Here is a 21,926-nt window from a genome sequence, read left to right on the forward strand (position 1 = left end):
CCCCCATGAAGGCCTATCTCTGGTTCTGGGGCGCGTTCCTGCTGTTCTTCGCGTTGCCCTTCCCCTGCATTCTCTATTTCGGCACCTCGTGGCCGGTGGCGCTGGCTGATCGCAGTGCACCGTGGCTGGCACTGTTGCTGCTGGCACTGTCGCTCGCTGCATGGCTCGCTCTGCTGTTCGCGTTCCTGCATTTCCTGCTGCTCGGCCCACCACGCGCCCTGCATCGCGTTCGCTCGATCCTCGCCGATGGCGAACCACGCGATGCGCTGATCGAAAACGCTGAACAGACCGGCGTGCAGGTGCGTGGCTTCGCGCAATGGAAACTGCAGCTGTCCTTCAAGAACCTGTCCGGCACGCCGATCCGCGAACTGCTGCTGGTAGTCGACAGCAAGCCGCAACTGCAGCGCTTCGGCGTCGGCAGGCACGTCGATGCACGCCTGAGCCGGGTGCCGGGCGCGTTCCCGAACGTGGTACTGGACGGCGCCCAGCCCGAACTGAATGTCGCCAGCCTGTGGCGGCGTGGCATCGGTGCAGCACTCGGCATCGGAGCCGTTGCCGCTGCCTATGTGTTGGCCTACCGGCTGCAGAGCGAGGGCCTGGGCTGGACCTTCCTGACCTTCGGCCACCCACTGCTGGTGTGCCCGCTGGTGTTGTGCGGCTACGCCCTGGTCCTGCGCCTGCTCGGCCGCCTGCTGCACGCCGATGCCCGCGGAGACGCGCTGAAGTACCACGGCATCGGTGTGGAGGCCCGGGTATTGAAGGTGCGCCAGACCGGCACCTACCTCAACGAACAGCCGCAGGTGGAGTTCCAGCTGGAATACACCGACCGCGAAGGTGGCATACAGCAGGTGAGCGTGCGCCGCTTCATCCCGTTGATCGAGCTGGCCAACGTTCCACGCGAGCAGGTCACGCTGCTGTACGACCCGCATGACCGCAGCAATGTGCGCCTGGAGGCTGTATGAAGCGGCCGCCTTCCACACCCGTGGTATTTTCCGCCGTGCTGCTGGTGCTGGCCGGCGCCGCCGTTGCCGGTGGTGCGCTGCAGACGATAGGCGAAACACTGGGGCATTCGGTGCAGGCTGACCGCGCGACTGCGCCGATCACCATGCCGCCATCGCGCGAGAGGCCCGCTTCGCTCGCCCCGATTCCCGAACCGCGATCAATGCCGGTTCCCGAACGCAGCAACCGGTTGTTCGATGCGGACTACCTGCTGGCCGCCCGCCAGGCACTGGAACAGATGCCTGCACTGTCCGGGCACCGGTTGACGGTGTTCCACAGCATCCACTTCTACGACGATGGCCGCATCAACCTGGACCTGGTCGACCCGCAGCAGCCGACCCACGTCGACAGCTACCACTTCGAGCGTGGCCAATGGCGCAAGGGCAATCCAGTGAACCCGCAGCAGTTCGCGCCGACCATCAGCCTGCAGCGCAGCAGCACATCCCTGGCCAGCATCGATTTCGAGGCCGTGCCGCGCGTGGCGCAGGCATTGCAGGAACAACGCAATGCCCTGCAGAACCCCGCATCCGAAGTCGGCCACGTGTATGTGATCGTGCGCAAGGGCGGCAAGCTGGTGTGGCTGCCGGACGAAGTGGCCGGTGACCGCGAATCCGTACGCCTGCAGTTCGACGCACAGGGCAACGCCCGCGGCGTAAGCCGTCAGTAGGCAACGCGACCCATCCAGCTCTGGCAGCCGTTACTCCAGCAGGTAGAGCAAGGCCATTTGTTCGCTGACGAGAAGACTTGAACCAGCCGGCAGCCAATGCGGATACCCTCGATGGATCACAACTCCCAGTACTTGGAACCTTGGGTTTCATGCAGCCGGGATAGGAAGCCTGCAAGCGAGTCCGATGCTTCAGGCCAATCTTTTCGCTCGTCCAAAGGCAGGCAGACCAGCACCGTACCAAAGGCGTTCATCACCAGTAGATCTGAGTCGCCGTAGAAGCGGCCAAATACGACATCGCCGCTCCGGAAATCCAACGGACGCGAACCAGCGAGGAAGGTCGTCTGAACGTGTGCATCCTCGACGCTGAGCATCTCCATGCCCCATTGACCGAATTGCTCGTCCTTGAACAATTCCGCCGAAGCGTACACCTTCCAGAATGCGAGCAACTGCGCTGGGCAGCCCTGTAATCGCCGGTCTTCTGATATTGCAGCACCACGTTCTACGAAGAAGGATCGAAGCAGGAAAGGACACGCCCCATGCTGATGCATGGCGACCCGAGGCTTTGACCACTCCGCCCGGATGGCATCGATAACTGCAAACAGCGCGTTGATTCCCCTAGCCATCAGAAAATCATAACGAGGCCAGGCTAGCGATGACCAGGCAAAACTGAACGGGCTATGGCGTACTGCGCGCCATAGTACGTGGACAACACCAGCACGCTGGCCAGCGGCAGGCCGCCGGTGAAGCGGTCCCAGGCCAGCAGGGAATCGCTGGCGACGAACAGCAACGCACCTGCCGCGGCCCAGCGGGCGCTTCGGGCTTCCACGGCAGCGGGCTGCGGGCTGCGCCACTGCCGTGCCAGGGCCAGCGCTGCCATCGATGCCAGCACCACCACGTATGCCAGCACCGGCACACGCATCGGCACCGGCAGGTGCGGCCACAGGCCAAGCACATTGAGTACGGCAAAGGCCGCCAGCAGGACGCTGGCGGCGAGCAGGCCGCGTCCGGCACGCAGGCCATCGCGAAAGGCCACGATGTAGCAGAGGTGCGCCAGCAGGAACGCCACCAGCCCCGGTACGAACGCGTCCATCGGCAGCATCAGCGCGATGTCACCCACGCACGACAGCAGCATGCCGGCCAGCACCGCGCGCCGGTAGGTCGGCTGCGCAGGATCACGCACCCGCCAGGCGATGGCCGCGATCAGCAGCGTGGTCGCCGGCTTCGCCAGCCAATGCAGCCAGCGCCCGTCACCGTCCAGGAACGCACCGATGATGGCGAGGATCGCCATCAGCAGGATCACGCCATCGCCGGCGCGCGGCTTCATCGTGGCTTCCACAGCTCCGCAAGGCGGTCAGGCTTTCCGGCAATGCGCTCCAGCACCGGGTACTGCAGGCCACCGTGGTAGTCGATGTTCATCGTGTCGATCCGATCGAACTGCTTCACCAGCAGCACGATCGGCGCCTTGTCCTTCGCCGCCGCAGCCACCGCGTCCTTCAAGCGCTGGCTGCTGTACTCGCGGCCGCCAACGGCAATCACCTTCATGCCAGGCGCCAAGCCGGCGTTGAAGGCCGGGCTGTCCCAGATCACGTCGCCGACCGTACCGTTGTCGAGCACCGTCGCACCCAGCGAGTACGCCAGCAATGCGGCCTTGGCGCGCTTCTCCTGCGCCTTGTAGGCATCGTTCGGCGTATCGCGGTAGACCAGCTTCCAGCCCGCCAGCTCCAGGCCACCGGTCAACGCGCCGTGGCCGTCCAGGCGCCCGCGCAGGAACGTCGCCCAGTCGTACGGCGCGATGCCGTTCAAGGTCGCGACCACGTCGTCGAAGGTGTACGGGTTGACGTCCCAGTCGCCATTGCCGACGCCGAAGAAGGCGCGCGCGAAGTCATCCAGGCTGCGGCGGTTGCCACTCAGTTCGCGCAGCTTGCCTTCCACTTCCAGCCACAGCATCTGGCCGCCGGAGTAGTAGTCTTCGCTCATCTGGTAGTTGCGATACGGCAGCGTGCGACGCTGGGCGATGGTCGGGTCGTTGGTGGTGTCCTGCAGCGGACGCCAGGCCAGGCCGGGGCGGCCACGGTCATAGGTCGCGGCCACATTGGCCAGCATGTCGCGCGCCTGCGCAGCCGACCACAACCCCGAGCGTGCCGCCAGCACCTGCCCCCAGAACTGGGTCTGCCCTTCGTACACCCACAGCAGGCTGTCGCCCATGGGCACGTTGAAGTTGGCAGTGGCCAGGTCGGCACCGCGACGGTACTTGCCGTTCCAGGAATGGGTGTACTCGTGCGGCAGCAGATCGCGCATCCACGCGTTGCGGTCCCACTCGGTGAAGTAACCCGGGTCGGCGCTGTTCTCGCTGGAGCGGTGATGCTCCAGGCCGATGCCGCCAAGACGATCGGTCAAGGCCAGCAGGAATTCATAATGGTTGTAGTGACGCGCGCCATAGAGCTTGTCGGCCTGCTGCACCAGCGCGCGGTGCATCGTGATCTGCGCGTCGGTCGGCTTCAGCGACTTGGCTTCGTCGGCAAACACATTGAGGTGCACCGGCACCTTCGCGCCCGGATCGAGATCGATGCGCTGGTAGTGCTCGCCGGCAAACAACGGCGAATCGACCAGATGGTCATACGAGATCGGCTTGAACACCACGGTATCGCCGTCGCGGTGCGCGGTTTCCAGCGCCGTGGCAAACGACCAGCCCTTGGGCAGGGTCACGCTGGCCTGCGCCTGCAGGTTGCGCGCATCTACGCCGGCCGGATACAGCGAATTGGCGTTCCACTGCAGGTTGAGCATTTCCGGGGTCATCACCACCCGCCCCTGGCTGCCGCCCTGCGAGGACAGGAAATCGAAGTGGGCGACGATCTCGCTGACGCCCTCGGGCACGTCCACCTTGAACGCATAGACGTTGTACTGGTCGCGCTGCCAGGCCAGCGGCTTGCCGTTGGCGGTCACGCGCAGGCCGGCCAGCTTGTCGATCGGGCCGGTGGGCGAATGGTTCCCGGGAATCCACTGCGGGTACAGCAGGGTGACCGGACCGGGCTTGACCGGCACGGTGGCGGTCACCTTGAAGATGCGACGGGCAAGGTCACGTGCATCCACATCGATGCGCAGCAGGCCTGGGGCTGCGGCATCACCCGATGGCGAGGCCTGCGCCAGCGCGGGCGTGGCGGCCAGCGCGAACAGCAACGACATCGCCAGGGCACGGGTCTTCATCGGCAACTTCCAGCATCGGAGAATCCTCCGATGCTAGGCCTGTGCGATGGCCGGCCCCATGGCCAAAGGTCATGGATGTGCTTATCCACGCCATGCGTGGATGAGGCCTTTCCCGGTCAGTCGACCAGGCGCAGGCGCAGTTCCTTCGGCAGCGCGAACACCATCGATTCCGGCTCGCCGTCCAGCTCGGACACGCCACTGGCACCCAGCTCGGCCAGGCGTGCCAGCACGCCGTCGACCAGCACCTGCGGCGCCGAGGCGCCAGCGGTCACGCCGATGTGCTGCTTGCCCGCCACCCACGCCGGGTCGATCTCGTGCGCGCCATCGATCAGGTACGACTCCACGCCTTCACGGCGGGCCAGCTCGCTCAGGCGGTTGGAGTTGGAGCTGTTCGGCGAACCGACCACAAGCACCAGGTCGCAGCGCTTGGCCAGATCGCGCACGGCATCCTGGCGGTTCTGCGTGGCGTAGCAGATGTCGTCGTTCTTCGGGCCCTGCATCGCCGGGAACCGCTCGCGCAGCGCATCGATGATGCCGCGCGTGTCATCCACCGACAGCGTCGTCTGGGTGGTGTAGGCGAAGTTGTCCGGCTGGTTGATCTGCAGCGTGGCAACCTGCTCCACGTCTTCCACCAGGTAGATCTGGCCGGTGCCGGCTTCGCGGTTCCACTGGCCCATGGTGCCTTCCACCTCCGGGTGACCGGCGTGGCCGATCAACACCACGTCACGGCCGGCACGGCAGTGGCGGGCGACTTCGAAGTGGACCTTGGTCACCAGCGGGCAGGTGGCGTCGAACACCTTCAGGCCACGGCGCTCGGCTTCCTGGCGCACGGCCTGGGACACGCCATGGGCGCTGAAGATCACCGTGTTGTTGTCCGGCACTTCGTCGAGTTCCTCGACGAAGATCGCGCCGCGCTGCTTCAGGTCGTCGACCACGAAGCGGTTGTGCACCACTTCATGGCGGACGTAGATGGGCGCGCCCAGCGTTTCGATCGCGCGCTTGACGATCTCGATCGCACGATCGACACCGGCACAGAAACCACGCGGGTTGGCGAGCAGCACATCCATCAGTTCAATCTCCCGGCAGCGGCCGGCTTACGGTTTCGGATTGGCATTATCCGCCTTTTTGGCGGACCTGCCGTCGAACAGGCCAAACAGGGCGATGCCGATGGCACCCACCACGATGGCCGAGTCGGCGATGTTGAACGAGGGCCAGGTGTAGCTGCCCACGTACCACTGGATGAAGTCGACCACGTGGCCGTGCACCTGGCGGTCGATCACGTTGCCGATGGCGCCGCCGATGATGAGCGCATACGGCACCGCGGCCTTCCAGTTGCCGCGCGCGGTGCCGCGCAGCCACCACGCCATCAGGCCGCTGATGGCGATCGCCAGTGCGGTGAAGAAGTACTTCTGCCAGCCACCGGCGTCGCTCAGGAAACTGAATGCCGCGCCGGTGTTGTAGGTGCGGTACCAGTTCCAGAAGCCGTCGATGACCACCACCGGCTGGAACTCCGGCAGGCTGGACAGCACCCAGGCCTTGGACCACTGGTCCAGGCCGATGATGGCGGCCGACAGCAGCAGCCAGACCAGGGCGTTCGGATGCGGACGGGGCGCGGCCATCAGAACCAGCTCCGCACTTCGCCGGCGCCGGTCACGTTGCTTACGCAACGGCCGCACAGTTCCGGATGATCGGCGTTGCTGCCGACGTCGGCGCGGTGGTGCCAGCAGCGCACGCACTTGGCCTTGCTGGTCGGCTGGGCACTGACAAACACCTCGTCGGTGGTCGCCGGGCGCACCTGCACGTCGCCACTGATGAACAGGAAACGCAGTTCATCGGCCAGCGGCTGCCAGCGCGCGGCCTGCTCCTCGCTGGCGGCAATGGTGATCTCCGCTTCCAGTGCGGCACCGATCGCGCCGTTTGCCCGCATCGGCTCGAGCACCTTGGCCACCTGTTCGCGCACGGCCAGCAGCTGGTCGAAGTCGGCGGCGTTGAGCTGGGCATCGGCCGGCAGCGGCGCCAGGCCGTCGTACCAGGTGGTGAACAGCACATGGCCAGCATGCTCGCCCGGCAGGTAGCCCCACAGCTCGTCGGCGGTGAAGGTCAGGATCGGCGCGACCCAGCGGGTGAACGCTTCGGCGATGTGGTACATCGCGCTCTGTGCCGAACGGCGACCGTGCGAATCGGTCGGCATCGTGTACAGGCGATCCTTGGTCACGTCCAGGTACAGCGAGCCCAGGTCCACGCTGCAGAAGTTCAGCAGCAGCTGCACGATCTCGGCCATGTTATAGCCGTCGTAGGCCGCCTTGATCTTCTCCTGCAGCTCCCACGCGCGATGCACGATCCAGCGGTCCAGCGCGACCATCTGCTCGAGCGGCTGCAGGTGCAGCGCCGGGTCGAAGCCGTCCAGGTTGCCGAGCAGGAAGCGTGCGGTGTTGCGCAGGCGGCGGTAGGCATCGGCATTGCGCTTCAGGATCTCCTGCGACAGCGACATCTCGTTGCTGTAGTCGGCCGAGGCGATCCACAGGCGCAGGATGTCCGCGCCCAGCTTGTTCATGATGTCCTGCGGCTCGATGCCGTTGCCCAGCGACTTGGACATCTTGCGGCCGTGCTCATCCACGGTGAAGCCGTGGGTCAGGCACTGCTTGTACGGGGCGCGCTTGTCGATCGCCACGCCGGTCAGCAGCGAGGACTGGAACCAGCCGCGGTGCTGGTCGGAACCTTCCAGGTACAGGTCGGCCGGCTTGCCGAAGCCACGCGCGGCGAGCACGCCTTCATGGGTCACGCCCGAATCGAACCAGACGTCGAGGATGTCGGTGACCTTCTCGTAGTCGGCGGCTTCAGCGCCCAGCAGTTCGGCGGCATCCAGCGAGTACCACACGTCGATGCCCTCGGCTTCGACGCGGTCGGCGACCTGCTGCATCAGCTCCACCGAACGCGGATGGATCTCGCCGGTCTGCCGGTGGGTGAACAGTGCGATCGGCACGCCCCAGGTGCGCTGGCGCGAGATGGTCCAGTCCGGGCGGCCGTCGACCATGCTCTGGATGCGCGCCTTCCCCCAGGTCGGGAACCAGCCGACGGTGTCGATGGCGGCCAGCGCATCGTTGCGCAGGTTGGCCCTGTCCATCGAAATGAACCACTGCGGGGTGGCGCGGAACACCACCGGCGTCTTGTGGCGCCAGCAGTGCGGGTAGCTGTGGCGGATCGGATGGAACGCCAGCAGCGAACCGTTGTCGCGCAGCACGCCGACGATGGCCTCCTGCGCCTTCCACAGGTGCTGGCCGGCCAGCACCACGTCACCGGCCGGCGGGGTCGATTCCAGGTACACGCCACGACCGTCGATCGGGGTCACCTGGCCGGCGTTGTACTTGTCCAGCAGGCCGTACTTCTGGCTGACCACGAAGTCTTCCTGGCCGTGGCCGGGGGCGGTGTGCACCGCACCGGTACCGTCCTCGTCGGAGACGTGGTCGCCGTTGAGCACCAGGATCTCGCGCTCCGGGTAGAACGGGTGCGCCAGCAGCTGGTTCTCCAGCGCCGCGCCGGTGGTTTCACCGTGCAGCACCACGTTCTCGACGCCGTAGCGCTGCAGTGCGCGCTCGGCCAGCGCCGCAGCCAGCGCCAGCCAACGGCGCTTGCCGTTGTGCGCCGGGCCTTCGGCCAGCACGTAGCGGATCTCCGCGCCCAGCGACACCGCCAGCGAGGCCGGCAGCGTCCACGGGGTGGTGGTCCAGATCGGTACGGCCACTTCCACGTCGGCCGGCACGCTCACGCCGAACGCCTGGCCGATGGCCTGGGCATCGCGCGCGGCGTAGGCCACGTCGATCGCCGGCGATTCCTTTTCCTGGTACTCGATCTCGGCCTCGGCCAGCGCCGAGCCACAGTCGAAGCACCAGTACACCGGCTTGGCGCCGCGCACCAGGTGACCGTTGGCCACGACCTTGGACAGCGCGCGGATCTCGTTGGCTTCGAAGTCGAAGCTCAGGGTCTTGTACGGGTTGTCCCAGTCACCGGTCACGCCCAGCCGCTTGAAGTCCACGCGCTGGATGTTGATCTGCTCTTCGGCAAACTCGCGGCACTTCTGGCGGAATTCGACGGCGTCGAGCTTGGTGCCGACCTTGCCCCACTTCTTTTCCACCGCAATCTCGATCGGCAGGCCATGGCAGTCCCAGCCCGGCACATAGGGCGCATCGAAGCCGGCCAGGTAGCGCGACTTGACGATGATGTCCTTCAGGATCTTGTTGACCGCGTGGCCGAGGTGGATGCGGCCGTTGGCGTACGGGGGGCCGTCGTGCAGCACGAACAGCGGGCGGCCGGCGGCGTTGTCGCGCAGCTGCTGGTAGAGCCCCTGCGCTTCCCACCGCGCCAGAATGCCCGGCTCGCGCTTGGGCAGGTCGCCGCGCATCGGGAATTCGGTGGCTGGCAGGTTCAGGGTGGTCTTGTAGTCCTGGCTCACGCAGTGGCTCGCAATCTATGTTCGGAAAGGATGGCGCGCGCCTGTTCGGCGTCGCGGTGCATCTGGTCGGTCAGCGCCGCCAGATCATTGAACTTCTCTTCGTCGCGCAGCTTGGCGACGAATTCCACGTCGATGTGGCGACCGTACAGGTCACCCTGGAAATCGAACAGGTGGGCTTCCAGCAGCGGCTCCACGCCCTCCACCGTCGGCCGCGTGCCGAAGCTGGACACCGATGGCCACGGTTGGTCGAACACACCATGCACCCAGGTCGCGTAGATACCCGACAGCGCCGGCGTCTTCGGGAAACGCAGGTTGGCAGTGGGGAAACCCAGCGTACGGCCAAGCTGTCGACCGCGCACCACCCGGCCGCTGATCGCGTAGGGACGGCCCAGCAGGTCGTTGGCACGGGCGAAGTCGCCCTGCTGCAGCAGCTGGCGGATGCGGGTGCTGGAAATGCGCTCGCCATGCAGATCCACCGCTTCGATCTCGCCCGCGGTGAAGCCCAGTGCAGCGCCCATCTTCTGCAGCAGGGCCAGGTCGCCACGGCGGCGGTTGCCGAAGCAGAACTCCGGGCCGATCCACACTTCGCGTGCGCCCAGGCGGTGGGCCAGCAGCCGGTGGACGAAATCCTCGGCCGGCATCGCTGCCATCGCCGCGTCGAAACGCAGCAGTCCGATCGCATCCACACCGAGCTCGCGCAGGATCTCGACCTTGCTGCGCGCCAGGGTCAGCCGCGGTGGCGGCGTGCCCTGGGAAAAGAATTCACGCGGCAGCGGCTCGAATGCCACGGCCACTGCGGCCACGCCCAAGGCGCGCGCGCGGGCAACCGCGTGGCGCACCAGCGCACGATGGCCCAGGTGGAGGCCGTCAAATGCACCGATACAGACCACGCTTCCGTTGGGGAACAGCGCCCCGCCCTCCACGCTTCTGAACAGCCTGCTCATCAACTCTCGTTCCGGCCCGACCGGGGCCGCCGCTTCAATGGTGTAACCCTGAAGTATAGCCGTCACGGCGCACGATCAATGCCCACGCAGGTCGCGCGGGCGGAAGCCCATCGCCACCATGGCAACCGCGTAGGTCGCGCCACCGCCACCGACCAGCAGCGCCAGGGCGCCGATCCGCTCCCACACAGTCATCGCCGAGAAGCCTGGCAGCCAGTGCAGCAGGGCCAGCAGCACCCCGACCATGGCCGCGCAGGCCAGCAGCAGCCGCAGCAGATAGCCAGCCCAGCCCGGCCGGCGGCGGTAGACATCGGTCTTGCCCAGCCAGTACCAGAGCAGGCCCAGGTTCAGGTAACTGGACAGCGCACTGGCAATGCCCAGCGCCAGGTGCAGGCCCGGCTGCTTGCCGATGGCCGCCATCACGCCCTGCGCCTTCAGCTCGTCCGGCACCATCACCTGGTACAACACCGCCAGAAGGGCGAAGTTGAACACCATGTTGGCCACCAGCGCGGCCACACCCGCGCGCACCGGCGTCTTGGTGTCCTGGCGGGCGTAGAAAGCCGGCAGTACCACCTTCAGCAGGGCGAATGCCGGCAGGCCGAAGCTCAGGCCGTACACCGACAACGCGGTCATGCGGGTATCGAAGGCACTGAACTGGCCGTGCTGGAAGATGGTCGCGATCAGCGGCTCGGCCAGCAGCAGCAGGCCCAGCATGGCCGGCACCGAGATCAGCAGGGTCATGCGCAGGCCCCAGTCTAACGAGCGCGAGAAGCCCTCGCGGTCGGTACTGACGTGATGGCGGGCCAGCGCCGGCAGGATCACCGTGCCCAGCGCCACGCCGAACACGCCCAGCGGCAGCTCCAGGAAGCGGTCGGCCAGCGACAGCCAGGACTGCGAGCCATCGGTCAGCTTGGCCGCGATCACCGTGTCCAGCAGCAGGTTGATCTGCGCCACAGAGGAACCGAACAGGGTCGGCACCATCAGCGTCATCACCTTGCGCACGCCCGGATGGCTCCAGCCCCAGCGCGGCAGGGTCAGCAGGTTGATGCCCTTCAGCGAGGGCAGCTGGAACAGCAACTGCAGGATGCCGGCCGCCAGCACCGCCCAGCCCAGCGCCAGGATCTGCTTTTCCGGCGTGCCGCCCAGCCGCGGCGCCAGCCACAGCGCACCGGCGATCATGCACAGGTTGAGAATGACCGGGGTCAGCGCCGGCATCGCGAAGCGCTGGAAGCTGTTCAGCGCACCGCCGGCCAGTGCGGTCAGCGAGACGAACATCAGGAACGGGAAGGTCAGGCGGAACAGGTCGACCAGCAGGCCCTGCTTGACCGGGTCGGTATCGACGCCACTGGAGAAGACCGAGGCCAGCTGCGGCGCGAAGATCAGGGCCAGTGCGGTGACCAGCATCAGCACCCCGCCCAGGGTGCCGGCGGTGCGCGCCATCAGTTCGCGCAGTTCGGCGTGGCTGCGGGTTTCCTTCACTTCCGTGAACACGGGCACGAAAGCGGTGGCAAACGAGCCCTCGGCGAACAAACGCCGCAGGAAATTGGGTACCCTGAAGGCGACCCAGAAAGCATCAGTGATGGCGTTGGTGCCGAACGTGGTGGTCACCACGAAGTCCCGGACAAGTCCGAGAACGCGCGAGACCATGGTCATGCTGCTGAACGACAGCAGGCCCCGCAACAACTTGGGTGAACTCACTCAGCGTCCCTCTTGACAATCGACTTGACGTGCATTTCTTACGCCATCATACTAGCTAGCTTGCTGTTCCCATAACACCGATTTTTCAGGAAACCACCACCGTGGCCAATATCAAGTCCGCCAAGAAGCGCGCCAAGCAGACCGTCGTGCGCAACGCGCGCAACGTGGCTCAGCGCTCGATGCTGCGCACCGCTGTCAAGAAAGTGATCAAGGCGCTGGACGCCAACGATGCCGCCGGCGCCGAAGCCGCCTTCGCCGTTGCCCAGCCGATCCTGGATCGCTTCAGCGCGCGTGGCCTGATCCACAAGAACAAGGCTGCTCGCCACAAGAGCCGCCTGAACGACCGCATCAAGGCCCTCAAGGCCGCCTGATCCGGCGTTGCCGCCCTGCCCTCCGGGGTTGGGCAGCAGGCAAAAGCCCGGCCCCGGCCGGGTTTTTTGTTGCCTGCGGTCCGGGCGATCCGCGGAGCCGCGCGGCCAGCACTACCAAATAAAAAACCCGGCCGAAGCCGGGTTTTTCGCATGGAACCACAACGGCATTACTGCGCGTCGCGGGCTTCCTGCTCTTCTTCCTTCTGGCGATCGAAGAAGGCCATGATCCGGCTCATGATCGGGAAGGTACCTTCGCGACCCAGCGCGGAGACCAGGAACCACGGCTCCTTCCAGCCCAGCTCGGCGACGATCTGCTCGGCCGCGGCCTGCGCCTCGTCTTCGAACATCAGGTCAGCCTTGTTCAGCACCAGCCAGCGCGGCTTGTTCAGCAGCTCCGGATCGTGCTTCTCCAGCTCGCGCTCGATCGCACGCACCTGCTCCACCGGCGAAATCCCCTCCACGCCGCCTTCCATCGGCGAGATGTCCACCAGGTGCAGCAGCAGGCGGGTGCGCTGCAGGTGGCGCAGGAACTGCGCACCCAGGCCGGCGCCGTCCGCTGCGCCTTCGATCAGGCCCGGAATGTCGGCGATCACGAAGCTGCGGTGGTTCTCCACCTTCACCACGCCCAGGTTCGGGTACAGCGTGGTGAACGGGTAATCGGCCACCTTCGGCGTTGCAGCCGAAACGGCACGGATCAGGGTGCTCTTGCCGGCATTGGGGAAGCCCAGCAGGCCGACGTCGGCCAGCAACTTCAGCTCCAGCTTCAGCGTGCGCTCCTCACCCGGCTCGCCCGGCAGCGCCTGGCGCGGCGAGCGATTGGTCGAGCTCTTGAAGTGCATGTTGCCCAGGCCACCGCGGCCGCCCTTGGCCACCAGCAGGCGGTCGCCGTGCCGGGTCAGGTCGCCGATGACTTCATCGGTGGCAACGTTGATGACCACGGTGCCGACCGGCACGGTGATGGTCAGGTCTTCGCCGCCCTTGCCGTAGGCCTGGCGACCCATGCCGTTCTCGCCACGCTGCGCCTTGAAGATGCGCTCATGGCGGAAGTCGACCAGGGTGTTCAGGTTTTCGTCGGCGCGGATGTAAACGCTGCCGCCCGCACCGCCGTCGCCGCCGTCCGGGCCGCCGAGCGGAATGAACTTCTCGCGACGGAAGCCAATGCAGCCGTTGCCGCCGTTGCCGGCGAACACTTCGATTTCTGCTTCGTCTACCAGTTTCATTGTTTCGATGCCTGCGATGGGCGCGGCCTGCTGGCCGCCACCTTGAATGTCATGCCGGCCGCGGGCCGGTAACCCGGCCAAGCCGGTCTTGCTTCAACTCTAACGAAAAGCCCCGCCGAAGCGGGGCTCTTCATGCAGCACTCCCATGCCGGGGCACGGGTGCCGGCGATGCCTGGATCAGGCGTCGGCCGAGACGATGCTGACGGTGCGGCGCTTCTTGGCGCCCTTGACCGAGAACTCCACCTTGCCGTCCACGAGGGCGAACAGGGTGTGGTCACGGCCCAGGCCAACGCCGGTGCCCGGGTGGAACTGGGTGCCGCGCTGACGCACGATGATGTTGCCGGCTTCGATGGCCTGGCCGCCGAAGATCTTGACGCCCAGGTACTTCGGGTTGGAGTCGCGACCGTTGCGCGAGGAGCCTACGCCCTTTTTATGTGCCATGACTGCTTCTCCTGATACTTAGCCGGCGATGCCGGTGATCTCGATTTCGGTGTAGTACTGACGGTGACCCTGACGCTTCATGTGGTGCTTGCGGCGACGGAACTTGATGATCCGCACCTTGTCAGCACGACCCTGGGACAGGACCTTGGCGGTGACGGCAGCGCCCTTCAGCGCATCGCCCAGCTTCACGCCATCGCTGTCACCCAGCATCAGGATGTTGTCGAACTTGATCTCGCTGCCGACTTCGACTTCGAGCTTTTCAATGCGGAGCTTTTCGCCCTGCGCCACGCGGTATTGCTTACCGCCGGTGACCAGTACTGCGTACATGACCAGGCCTTCCTCTGTAGTTATTGTGGTCTGAACTGCCGCCATCGAGGGCGGACAGGAGCGGGATTGTACGCAGATCAGCGGGCGCGGGTCAAGTCAACCCCTGAACGACCCACGGGCCCGGACCTGCAGGCCGAGCCATGCACGGCTGAACGGTTCGCGGTCCAGGCCGCTGCACATGGCCCGACCCTACACAAAGCTGTCGGCCGGTCTCACAACGTGAGACGCCGGGGTGGCATTGTCGCCCATTGCCCCCATCTGGTCACCTCGGTAGGCTGACCGATTGCCGTTCCCTGCTGGCCCGGCACCCAGCCAACGCCCCCACAACCGGATCCCCCATGGCGATGGATTTCATCCGCATCCGCGGCGCGCGGACGCACAACCTGAAGAACCTCGACCTCGACCTGCCCCGCGACAAGCTGATCGTGATCACCGGCCTGTCCGGTTCGGGCAAGTCCTCGCTGGCGTTCGACACCATCTATGCAGAAGGCCAGCGCCGCTACGTCGAGTCGCTGTCGGCCTATGCGCGCCAGTTCCTGAGCGTGATGGAAAAGCCGGACCTGGACCACATCGAAGGCCTGTCCCCGGCCATCTCGATCGAGCAGAAATCGACCTCGCACAACCCGCGTTCGACGGTCGGCACCATCACCGAGATCTACGACTACCTGCGCCTGCTGTACGCACGCGTGGGCACCCCGCGCTGCCCGGACCACGGCTACCCACTGGAGGCGCAGACGGTCAGCCAGATGGTCGACCAGGTGCTGACCCTGGACCCGGAGCAGCGCTACATGCTGCTGGCCCCGGTCATCCGTGACCGCAAGGGCGAACACGCACAGGTCTTCGACCAGCTGCGCGCGCAGGGCTTCGTGCGTGTGCGCGTGGACGGCGAGCTGCACGAAATCGATGCGGTGCCGCCGCTGGCGCTGCGCCAGAAGCACACCATCGAGGCGGTGATCGACCGCTTCCGCCCGCGCGAGGACATCAAGCAGCGCCTGGCCGAGAGCTTTGAAACGGCGCTCAAGCTGGGCGATGGCATGGCCTCGGTGCAGAGCCTGGACAGCGCCGATGCTTCGCCCACGCTGTTCTCCTCCAAGTACTCCTGCCCGGTCTGCGACTACTCGCTGCCGGAGCTGGAACCGCGCCTGTTCTCGTTCAATGCACCGATGGGTGCGTGCCCCGGCTGCGATGGCCTGGGCATGGCCGAGTTCTTCGATCCGTCGCGGGTGGTGGTGCATCCGGAGCTGTCGCTGGCCGCCGGTGCGGTGCGCGGCTGGGACCGTCGCAACGCCTACTACTTCCAGCTGATCGCCTCGCTGGCCAAGCACTACAGGTTCGACGTGGACGCTGCGTGGAACTCCCTGTCAGCCAAGGTGCAGCAGGCCGTGCTGTACGGCAGCGGCGATGAAACGATCACCTTCACCTACTTCACCGAAGCCGGCGGCCGCACCCAGCGCAAGCACCGCTTCGAAGGCATCATTCCCAACCTCGAACGCCGCTACAAGGAGACCGAATCGCCGGCGGTACGCGAGGAGCTGTCCAAGTACATCAGCGAACGCCCGTGCCCGGAGTGCAACGGCGCGCGCCTGAACAAGGCGGCACGCAACGTGTTCGTGGCCGACCGCCCACTGCCGGAGCTGGTGGTGTTGCCGATCGACGAGGCGCTGAAGTTCTTCAGCGAGCTGAGCCTGCCGGGCTGGCGTGGCGAGATCGCCGCGAAGATCGTCAAGGAAATCGGTGAGCGCCTCGGCTTCCTGGTCGATGTGGGCCTGGATTACCTGACCCTGGAACGCAAGGCCGACACCCTGTCCGGTGGCGAGGCGCAGCGCATCCGCCTGGCCAGCCAGATCGGCGCCGGCCTGGTGGGCGTGATGTACGTGCTCGACGAACCGTCGATCGGTCTGCACCAGCGCGACAATGAACGCCTGTTGGGCACCCTCACCCGCCTGCGCGACCTGGGCAACACGGTGATCGTGGTCGAGCATGACGAGGACGCGATCCGCCTGGCCGACTACGTGCTGGACATCGGCCCGGGCGCGGGTGTGCATGGCGGCGAGATCGTCGGCCAGGGCACCCTGCAGGACATTCTGGAGGCCCCGCGCTCGCTGACCGGCCAGTACCTGTCCGGCAAGCGCGCGATCGAGATTCCTGCTCGCCGGCACACGCCGAACCCGAAGATGACGCTGCACCTGCGCGGTGCCAGCGGCAACAACCTCAAGGGCGTGGACCTGGCGATTCCGGCGGGCCTGCTGACCTGCGTGACGGGCGTGTCCGGCTCGGGCAAGTCGACCCTGATCAACGATACCCTGTTCTCGCTGGCTGCCAACGAGATCAACGGTGCCTCGCACCCGGTTGCGCCGTACAGGGAGATTGATGGCCTGGATCTGTTCGACAAGGTGGTGGACATCGACCAGTCGCCGATCGGCCGCACCCCGCGATCGAACCCGGCCACCTACACCGGCCTGTTCACGCCGCTGCGTGAATTGTTCGCACAGGTGCCGGAGGCGCGTGCGCGCGGCTATTCGCCGGGCCGTTTCAGCTTCAACGTGCGCGGCGGCCGCTGCGAGGCCTGCCAGGGCGACGGCCTGATCAAGGTGGAGATGCACTTCCTGCCGGACGTGTACGTGCCCTGCGATGTCTGCCACGGCAAGCGCTACAACCGCGAAACGCTGGAGATCCTTTACAAGGGCTTCAACATCAACGACGTGCTGGAAATGACCGTCGAGGATGCGCTGAAGCTGTTCGAGCCGGTGCCGTCGATCGCGCGCAAGCTGGAAACGCTGGTGGACGTGGGCCTGAGCTACATCAAGCTGGGCCAGAGCGCGACCACGCTGTCCGGTGGTGAAGCCCAGCGCGTGAAGCTGTCCAAGGAACTGTCGCGCCGCGATACCGGCCGCACCCTGTACATCCTCGACGAGCCGACCACCGGCCTGCACTTCCACGACATCGAAGCGCTGCTGGGCGTGCTGCACAAGCTGCGCGACGAAGGCAACACGGTGGTGGTGATCGAGCACAACCTGGACGTGATCAAGACCGCCGACTGGATCGTGGATCTGGGCCCGGAAGGCGGCCATCGCGGTGGCACCATCCTGGTCACCGGCACGCCGGAGGATGTGGCGGCCTGCCCGCAGTCGTACACCGGCCAGTTCCTGGCCCGCATGCTGCCCTCCACCAGCGCGCGCCCGGAGCAACCGGCTGCGGTGGCCAACAAGCCCGACGCCCGTCCGCCACGCAAGCTGAAGCCTGAGAAGCCGGCGAAGAAGGCGGTGGCTGCCAGGAGCACCGGCAAGACCAGCAAGACCGCGACGACCCGCAAGAAGAAGGACGCCTGATGAGCAGCGAACACAAGATCCTGGCCCGCATCCCGATCAGCGTGCGCTGGCGTGACATGGACAGCATGGGCCACGTCAACAACGCCAAGTACATTTCCTACCTGGAGGAAGCGCGCGTGCGCTGGATGCTGGGCGTGGAAGGCGTGTCGATGACCGACCGCATCGCACCGGTGGTGGCCGCGACCAACGTCAACTACCGCCTGCCGATCGTGTGGCCCAACGACATCCTGGTCGAGCTGTTCGTCGAGCGCCTGGGCAACAGCAGCGTGACCATCGGCCACCGCATCGTCGACCAGCAGGACGACTCGAAGCTGTACTCGGATGGCAACGTGGTGGTGGTCTGGATGGATACGCAGACCGGCAGGAGCGCACCGCTGCCGGAGGCGATCCGCAGCGCTTCCACCTGAAGGTAGTGCCGGCCGCTGGCCGGCAACCTCCAGATGCTTCGCGCATGCCGGCCAGCGGCCGGCACTACCGATCCCATTCAAAGGACTGAGATGATCCACCAGACTGAACTGCGCGACCTGCTGCCCGGCATGGTCCCCTTCCCTACCGATGTCTTCCCCGCTGACCAGGCGTGGCTCGCCCAGCATCTGCTGCCGCTGCTGAAGATCGACCTCGGTGTGCTGCGCCCTGAACTGGCCGGCCAGGTGGCAACGATGCTGTGCCCGATCGAGCCGTACGACGGCTGCATCGGCGAGACCACCGAAGAACACCACAACGACTTCACCAGCACCAACTGGATCGCCTTCGAGCTGACCGCCGGCAACCAGATGCGCTTCCTCGGCAACGAGGGCTATTTCATCGGCGATCAGGTGGATGACAAGCACGCGCGGAAACACATCGCGCAGATGCGCGAGAGCTATGCCAAGGCGCGTGACTACCATGCCACGCACGGCCGCCTGGCCTGCTACTCGCGCTATGGCAAGGACGAGCCCAGCGAGCGCGATTACCTGGATACGCTGGGTGGACGGATTTCCTGTGGCAACTGGATCGAAACAGCCGATATTCCGGCCGCCTTCACCCTGGAATTCACCGACGCCGCCAACGACCGGCATGCTCCAGATGATGCCGAACTGGCGATCATCCGCCACGGTGGCCACAAGTTCTTCGCCGTGGCCGAAGTCGCTGGCTACAACTGGTGCGCCACCGGCGCCGACGCGATAGTGATGCTGTATGAGCCGGTGAGCCGCACGGTGCTGTTCTCGTACGATTGGTCGTAAGACCCTGCGGTAGTGCCGGCCGCTGGCCGGCATTTCCTGTCCTGCCGGCCAGCGGCCGGCACTACCCGAGCCTCATTTCGCAGCCTTGCGCACGGTCAACGTCGCACTCGCTTCGCCGCCGCCTTCCAGCTGCAGCCGCAACGGCAACGCCTGGCCTTCCTTCAACGCGCCCTTGCCCTGCATCAGCATCAGGTGCAGGCCGCCGGGCTTGAGCTCGGCACGCGCGCCCGGCGCCAGCGGCAGGCGTTCGATCGCGCGCATCCGGCTGACGCCATCGACAATCGTGGTCTCGTGCAGTGACACATCATCGAAGCTGCTGCTGGCTGCGCCAGTGATCGCCACCGCCTTGCTGCAGCCGTTGTGGATCACGCCGTAACCAGCGGTCATCGGCATCGCCGGATTCGGTGGCAACCGCGCCCAGCCCTGCTCCACCGTGACGCAGGCCGGTTCGGCCGCTGAAGCCGATGCTGCGGCCGCACACAGAACCCACAGTACGCCAACGAATGGTTTGGTTATCATCGCCCAGGTTCCTTCTTCGCAACGAGACCGCAGCATGACGACGCTCATCGAGGTGATCAACCACGGCCCCATCCGCGAGCTGCGCCTGGCGCGGCCGCCGGTCAACGCACTGGACACCGACCTGTGCCGACAGTTGATCCACGCCATCGAGCTGGCCATGGCCGAAGACGCGCACGGCATCGTGCTGTCGGGCAGCGAGCGCATCTTCACCGGCGGCATGGACGTGCCGCACCTGCTCTCGCACGGCGATGACAAGCACAGGCTGCTGGACACCTGGAACGCCTTCTTCGGCGCGGTGCGCACGCTGGCCGAGAGCCGTATCCCGGTGGCGGCCGCGATCACCGGCCACGCGCCGGCCGGTGGCTGCGTGCTGGCGCTGTGCTGCGACTACCGGGTGATGGCGCGCAGCGCCGATCCGTCGCGGCCGTACGCCATCGGCCTGAACGAAGTGCAGGTCGGCCTGATCGCGCCGGAGGGCATCCAGCGCCTGCTGCGGCGTGCGGTGGGCGTGCACCGCGCCGGCGTGCTGCTCACCACCGGTTCGCTGGTGCCGGCCGAACAGGCGCTGCAGATCGGGCTGGTCGATGAGCTGGCCGAGGGTGACCTGGTGGTGGCACGTGCCGTGGCCTGGCTGCAGAACCTGCTCAAGCAGCCGCGCCAGCCGATGCTGCTGACCCGCGCCATCGCCCGCGCCGACCTGCACGAGGCGCTGCACCCGGACCTGATCCAGCTCGACCGCTTCGTCGAGGCCTGGTTCGCCCCGGATGCACAGAACGCGCTGCAGGCGCTGGTGGCGCGGCTGGGCAAGTAAACGGCAGTGCCGGCCGCTGGCCGGCATCCGCAGCCCCCCCCAAGAGGATCATGAGGTTGCCGGCCAGCGGCCGGCACTACCGAAGATGGGGCCGCCGCCCTGACCGGTATAATCAGGCCCTCTTTCACTGCTGTGGCCGCCCCCTTGAACGACATGCCCGAACCCGTCGTCTCCGAGCTGATCGACCTGCTCACGCTGGAGCGGCTGGAGGACAACCTGTTCCGCGGGCAGAGCCGCGACATCGGCACCAAGTACGTGTTCGGCGGGCAGGTGCTGGGCCAGGCGCTGGCCGCAGCGCAGGCCACGGTCGACAATGGCCGCCACGTGCACTCGCTGCACGCCTATTTCCTGCGCGCTGGCAACATCGACCACCCGATCGTCTACGACGTGGACCGCACCCGCGATGGCGGCAGCTTCTCGGTGCGACGGGTCACCGCGATCCAGCACGGCAAGGTGATCTTCTTCTGCGCGGCCTCTTTCCAGCAGGCCGAGACCGGCGCCGAGCACCAGCACAAGATGCCCGAGGTGCCGCAGCCGGAAGACATCGAACCGAACCGGCCGCTGCCGGCCGAGGTGCTGGAGCGACTGCCGATCAAGGTGCAGCGCTGGCTGTCGCGTGGCGGCCCGTTCGAGTTCCGCCACGTCTACCCGCGCGATGAACTGAACCCGCCCAAGCGCCCGCCCTACCACCAGGTGTGGCTGCGCCTGAGCGAACCGGTCGGCGATGCGCCCGAACTGCACCAGGCGCTGCTGGCCTACGCCTCCGACTTCCACCTGCTGGGCACGGCGACGTTCCCGCACGGCATCAGCTACTACCACCCGCACGTGCAGATGGCCTCGCTCGACCACGCGATCTGGTTCCACCGCCCGTTCCGTGCCGACGACTGGCTGCTGTATTCGCTGGACAGCCCCAGCGCGCAGGATTCGCGCGGCCTAGCCCGCGGCCAGTTCTTCACCCGCAACGGCGTGCTGGTGGCCAGCACCGCGCAGGAAGGCCTGATCCGCGTGGTTCCCGACCAGGCTGCCGCGGCCGCCGTGCCGGCCAAGGAGTAAAACCCATGCGCCAGATCTTCAGCAGCCAGCGCGTGGAAACCGTCGAAGGCGTGGCCGAGCTCCTGCGCGGGCATGGCATCGAGGTCAAGGTGACCAACGGGCGCTCCTACAAGACCCGTCGCCGCGGCCAGTTCAGCTATACCGACCTGGGCAACGCCAACGCCTATCCGGCGGTATGGATCGTGCGTGCCGACGACCAGCCGCGCGCGCGCGAAATCCTGCGCGAGGCGCGCCTGCTCGACACTACCCGCCGCGACCACCCCACCGCCGAATTCGCCTTCCGCGACACGGCGGAACCGGGCAGCGGCGGCCGCAGCTGGGCCTGGCGCATCCGCATCGCCCTGCTGGTGGTGATTGCTGGCGTGGCGTTGGTCATCGGCCTGCGCCATCGTGGTGCCCCGGCAACGGTCGCGCCGGCCCCTGCCCCGCAGGCCCAGCCGCAGCAGGCACAGCCGGCACCGCAGGCCGCGCCGGCAGAGGAAGAAGTGCGGGTCCGCATCCAGCCCTCCAAGTGAGAGGCGGTAGCGCCGGGCCATGCCCGGCGAGCGCAGCGGCCTGTCAGCAGGGCCGCGACTTCACCGTAACCCGTCAGGATTGGCCCCCCCTTGTTGTTCAAGGGGGCGCGCCAACGGCGCGGGGATGAGGTGGAATGCGCGGACCGACGATGCATCAG

The 21,926-nt window shown here is 66.5% G+C and carries 21 protein-coding genes; 9 read left to right on the top strand and 12 right to left on the bottom strand.

What is annotated here, in order from left to right:
• Positions 1-5 precede the first annotated feature (5 nt).
• The gene (locus AC5P65_RS12000; RefSeq protein WP_111099012.1) at positions 6-962 is read left to right on the top strand and encodes a hypothetical protein; all 957 of its coding nucleotides are present in this window, start codon (positions 6-8) and stop codon (positions 960-962) included.
• Complete coding sequence (locus AC5P65_RS12005; RefSeq protein ID WP_021202455.1) at positions 959-1,666, top strand: hypothetical protein; 708 nt, start codon at positions 959-961, stop codon at positions 1,664-1,666. The genes AC5P65_RS12000 and AC5P65_RS12005 overlap by 4 nt, the downstream gene beginning before the upstream one ends.
• A gap of 116 nt (positions 1,667-1,782) precedes the next feature.
• On the opposite strand, the gene AC5P65_RS12010 is transcribed toward AC5P65_RS12005, so the two are convergent.
• The 8 genes from AC5P65_RS12010 to murJ all read right to left on the bottom strand — a co-directional run bounded on the left by AC5P65_RS12010 (position 1,783) and on the right by murJ (position 11,944).
• Positions 1,783-2,289 (bottom strand): hypothetical protein, encoded by a 507-nt coding sequence (locus tag AC5P65_RS12010; protein ID WP_019337508.1) that lies wholly within the window; start codon positions 2,287-2,289, stop codon positions 1,783-1,785.
• A 23-nt stretch (positions 2,290-2,312) separates the two neighbouring features.
• Positions 2,313-2,990, bottom strand: a complete 678-nt coding sequence (locus AC5P65_RS12015) for a lysoplasmalogenase (protein ID WP_021202454.1) — start codon at positions 2,988-2,990, stop codon at positions 2,313-2,315.
• Complete coding sequence (locus AC5P65_RS12020; RefSeq protein WP_180876095.1) at positions 2,987-4,870, bottom strand: M61 family metallopeptidase; 1,884 nt, start codon at positions 4,868-4,870, stop codon at positions 2,987-2,989. The genes AC5P65_RS12015 and AC5P65_RS12020 overlap by 4 nt, the downstream gene beginning before the upstream one ends.
• 116 nt (positions 4,871-4,986) lie before the next feature.
• Positions 4,987-5,937, bottom strand: coding sequence for a 4-hydroxy-3-methylbut-2-enyl diphosphate reductase (ispH, locus tag AC5P65_RS12025; RefSeq protein ID WP_019659291.1), 951 nt, complete (start codon positions 5,935-5,937; stop codon positions 4,987-4,989).
• 27 nt (positions 5,938-5,964) lie between these two features.
• Complete coding sequence (gene lspA, locus AC5P65_RS12030) at positions 5,965-6,489, bottom strand: signal peptidase II (protein WP_111099015.1); 525 nt, start codon at positions 6,487-6,489, stop codon at positions 5,965-5,967.
• Positions 6,489-9,320, bottom strand: coding sequence for an isoleucine--tRNA ligase (gene ileS / locus AC5P65_RS12035; RefSeq protein WP_111099016.1), 2,832 nt, complete (start codon positions 9,318-9,320; stop codon positions 6,489-6,491). Before ileS ends, lspA begins: the two co-directional genes overlap by 1 nt.
• The gene (locus AC5P65_RS12040; RefSeq protein WP_019659293.1) at positions 9,317-10,264 is read right to left on the bottom strand and encodes a bifunctional riboflavin kinase/FAD synthetase; all 948 of its coding nucleotides are present in this window, start codon (positions 10,262-10,264) and stop codon (positions 9,317-9,319) included. The genes ileS and AC5P65_RS12040 overlap by 4 nt, the downstream gene beginning before the upstream one ends.
• Positions 10,265-10,339: 75 nt before the next feature.
• Complete coding sequence (murJ, locus tag AC5P65_RS12045; RefSeq protein WP_111099017.1) at positions 10,340-11,944, bottom strand: murein biosynthesis integral membrane protein MurJ; 1,605 nt, start codon at positions 11,942-11,944, stop codon at positions 10,340-10,342.
• Positions 11,945-12,060: 116 nt separating this feature from the next.
• On the opposite strand from murJ, the gene rpsT reads away from it, so the two are divergent.
• Complete coding sequence (gene rpsT, locus AC5P65_RS12050; RefSeq protein ID WP_005408560.1) at positions 12,061-12,330, top strand: 30S ribosomal protein S20; 270 nt, start codon at positions 12,061-12,063, stop codon at positions 12,328-12,330.
• 167 nt (positions 12,331-12,497) lie between these two features.
• Here rpsT and cgtA read toward each other — a convergent pair whose 3' ends face one another.
• The 3 genes from cgtA to rplU form a co-directional block, all read right to left on the bottom strand.
• Positions 12,498-13,550, bottom strand: a complete 1,053-nt coding sequence (gene cgtA / locus AC5P65_RS12055; protein WP_058979862.1) for an Obg family GTPase CgtA — start codon at positions 13,548-13,550, stop codon at positions 12,498-12,500.
• 177 nt (positions 13,551-13,727) lie between these two features.
• Positions 13,728-13,991, bottom strand: a complete 264-nt coding sequence (rpmA, locus tag AC5P65_RS12060) for a 50S ribosomal protein L27 (protein ID WP_005408558.1) — start codon at positions 13,989-13,991, stop codon at positions 13,728-13,730.
• Positions 13,992-14,009: 18 nt separating this feature from the next.
• Positions 14,010-14,318 carry a 50S ribosomal protein L21 gene (gene rplU, locus AC5P65_RS12065; protein WP_005408557.1) on the bottom strand — a complete coding sequence of 103 codons (309 nt, stop codon included), beginning with the start codon at positions 14,316-14,318 and terminating at the stop codon, positions 14,010-14,012.
• Between the two features lie 338 nt (positions 14,319-14,656).
• Between rplU and uvrA the strand changes: the two genes are divergently transcribed.
• The 3 genes from uvrA to AC5P65_RS12080 all read left to right on the top strand — a co-directional run bounded on the left by uvrA (position 14,657) and on the right by AC5P65_RS12080 (position 18,870).
• Complete coding sequence (gene uvrA, locus AC5P65_RS12070; RefSeq protein ID WP_019659296.1) at positions 14,657-17,647, top strand: excinuclease ABC subunit UvrA; 2,991 nt, start codon at positions 14,657-14,659, stop codon at positions 17,645-17,647.
• Complete coding sequence (locus tag AC5P65_RS12075) at positions 17,647-18,054, top strand: acyl-CoA thioesterase (RefSeq protein ID WP_019659297.1); 408 nt, start codon at positions 17,647-17,649, stop codon at positions 18,052-18,054. The genes uvrA and AC5P65_RS12075 overlap by 1 nt, the downstream gene beginning before the upstream one ends.
• 90 nt (positions 18,055-18,144) lie before the next feature.
• Complete coding sequence (locus AC5P65_RS12080) at positions 18,145-18,870, top strand: hypothetical protein (protein ID WP_021203120.1); 726 nt, start codon at positions 18,145-18,147, stop codon at positions 18,868-18,870.
• Positions 18,871-18,942: 72 nt separating this feature from the next.
• Here AC5P65_RS12080 and AC5P65_RS12085 read toward each other — a convergent pair whose 3' ends face one another.
• Complete coding sequence (locus AC5P65_RS12085; protein ID WP_021203119.1) at positions 18,943-19,389, bottom strand: copper chaperone PCu(A)C; 447 nt, start codon at positions 19,387-19,389, stop codon at positions 18,943-18,945.
• 34 nt (positions 19,390-19,423) lie between these two features.
• Between AC5P65_RS12085 and AC5P65_RS12090 the strand changes: the two genes are divergently transcribed.
• The 3 genes from AC5P65_RS12090 to AC5P65_RS12100 all read left to right on the top strand — a co-directional run bounded on the left by AC5P65_RS12090 (position 19,424) and on the right by AC5P65_RS12100 (position 21,768).
• A complete protein-coding gene (locus AC5P65_RS12090) occupies positions 19,424-20,200 on the top strand; it encodes an enoyl-CoA hydratase/isomerase family protein (RefSeq protein ID WP_111099018.1) in 777 nt (258 codons plus the stop codon).
• Positions 20,201-20,353: 153 nt separating this feature from the next.
• Positions 20,354-21,253: an acyl-CoA thioesterase II gene (gene tesB / locus AC5P65_RS12095; RefSeq protein WP_032953622.1), complete on the top strand. Its 900-nt coding sequence runs from the start codon at positions 20,354-20,356 to the stop codon at positions 21,251-21,253.
• A gap of 5 nt (positions 21,254-21,258) precedes the next feature.
• A complete protein-coding gene (locus AC5P65_RS12100) occupies positions 21,259-21,768 on the top strand; it encodes a pathogenicity-like protein (RefSeq protein ID WP_111099019.1) in 510 nt (169 codons plus the stop codon).
• Positions 21,769-21,926 lie beyond the last annotated feature (158 nt).

The organism is Stenotrophomonas sp. YJH_SMC_48-3, from assembly GCF_059369375.1.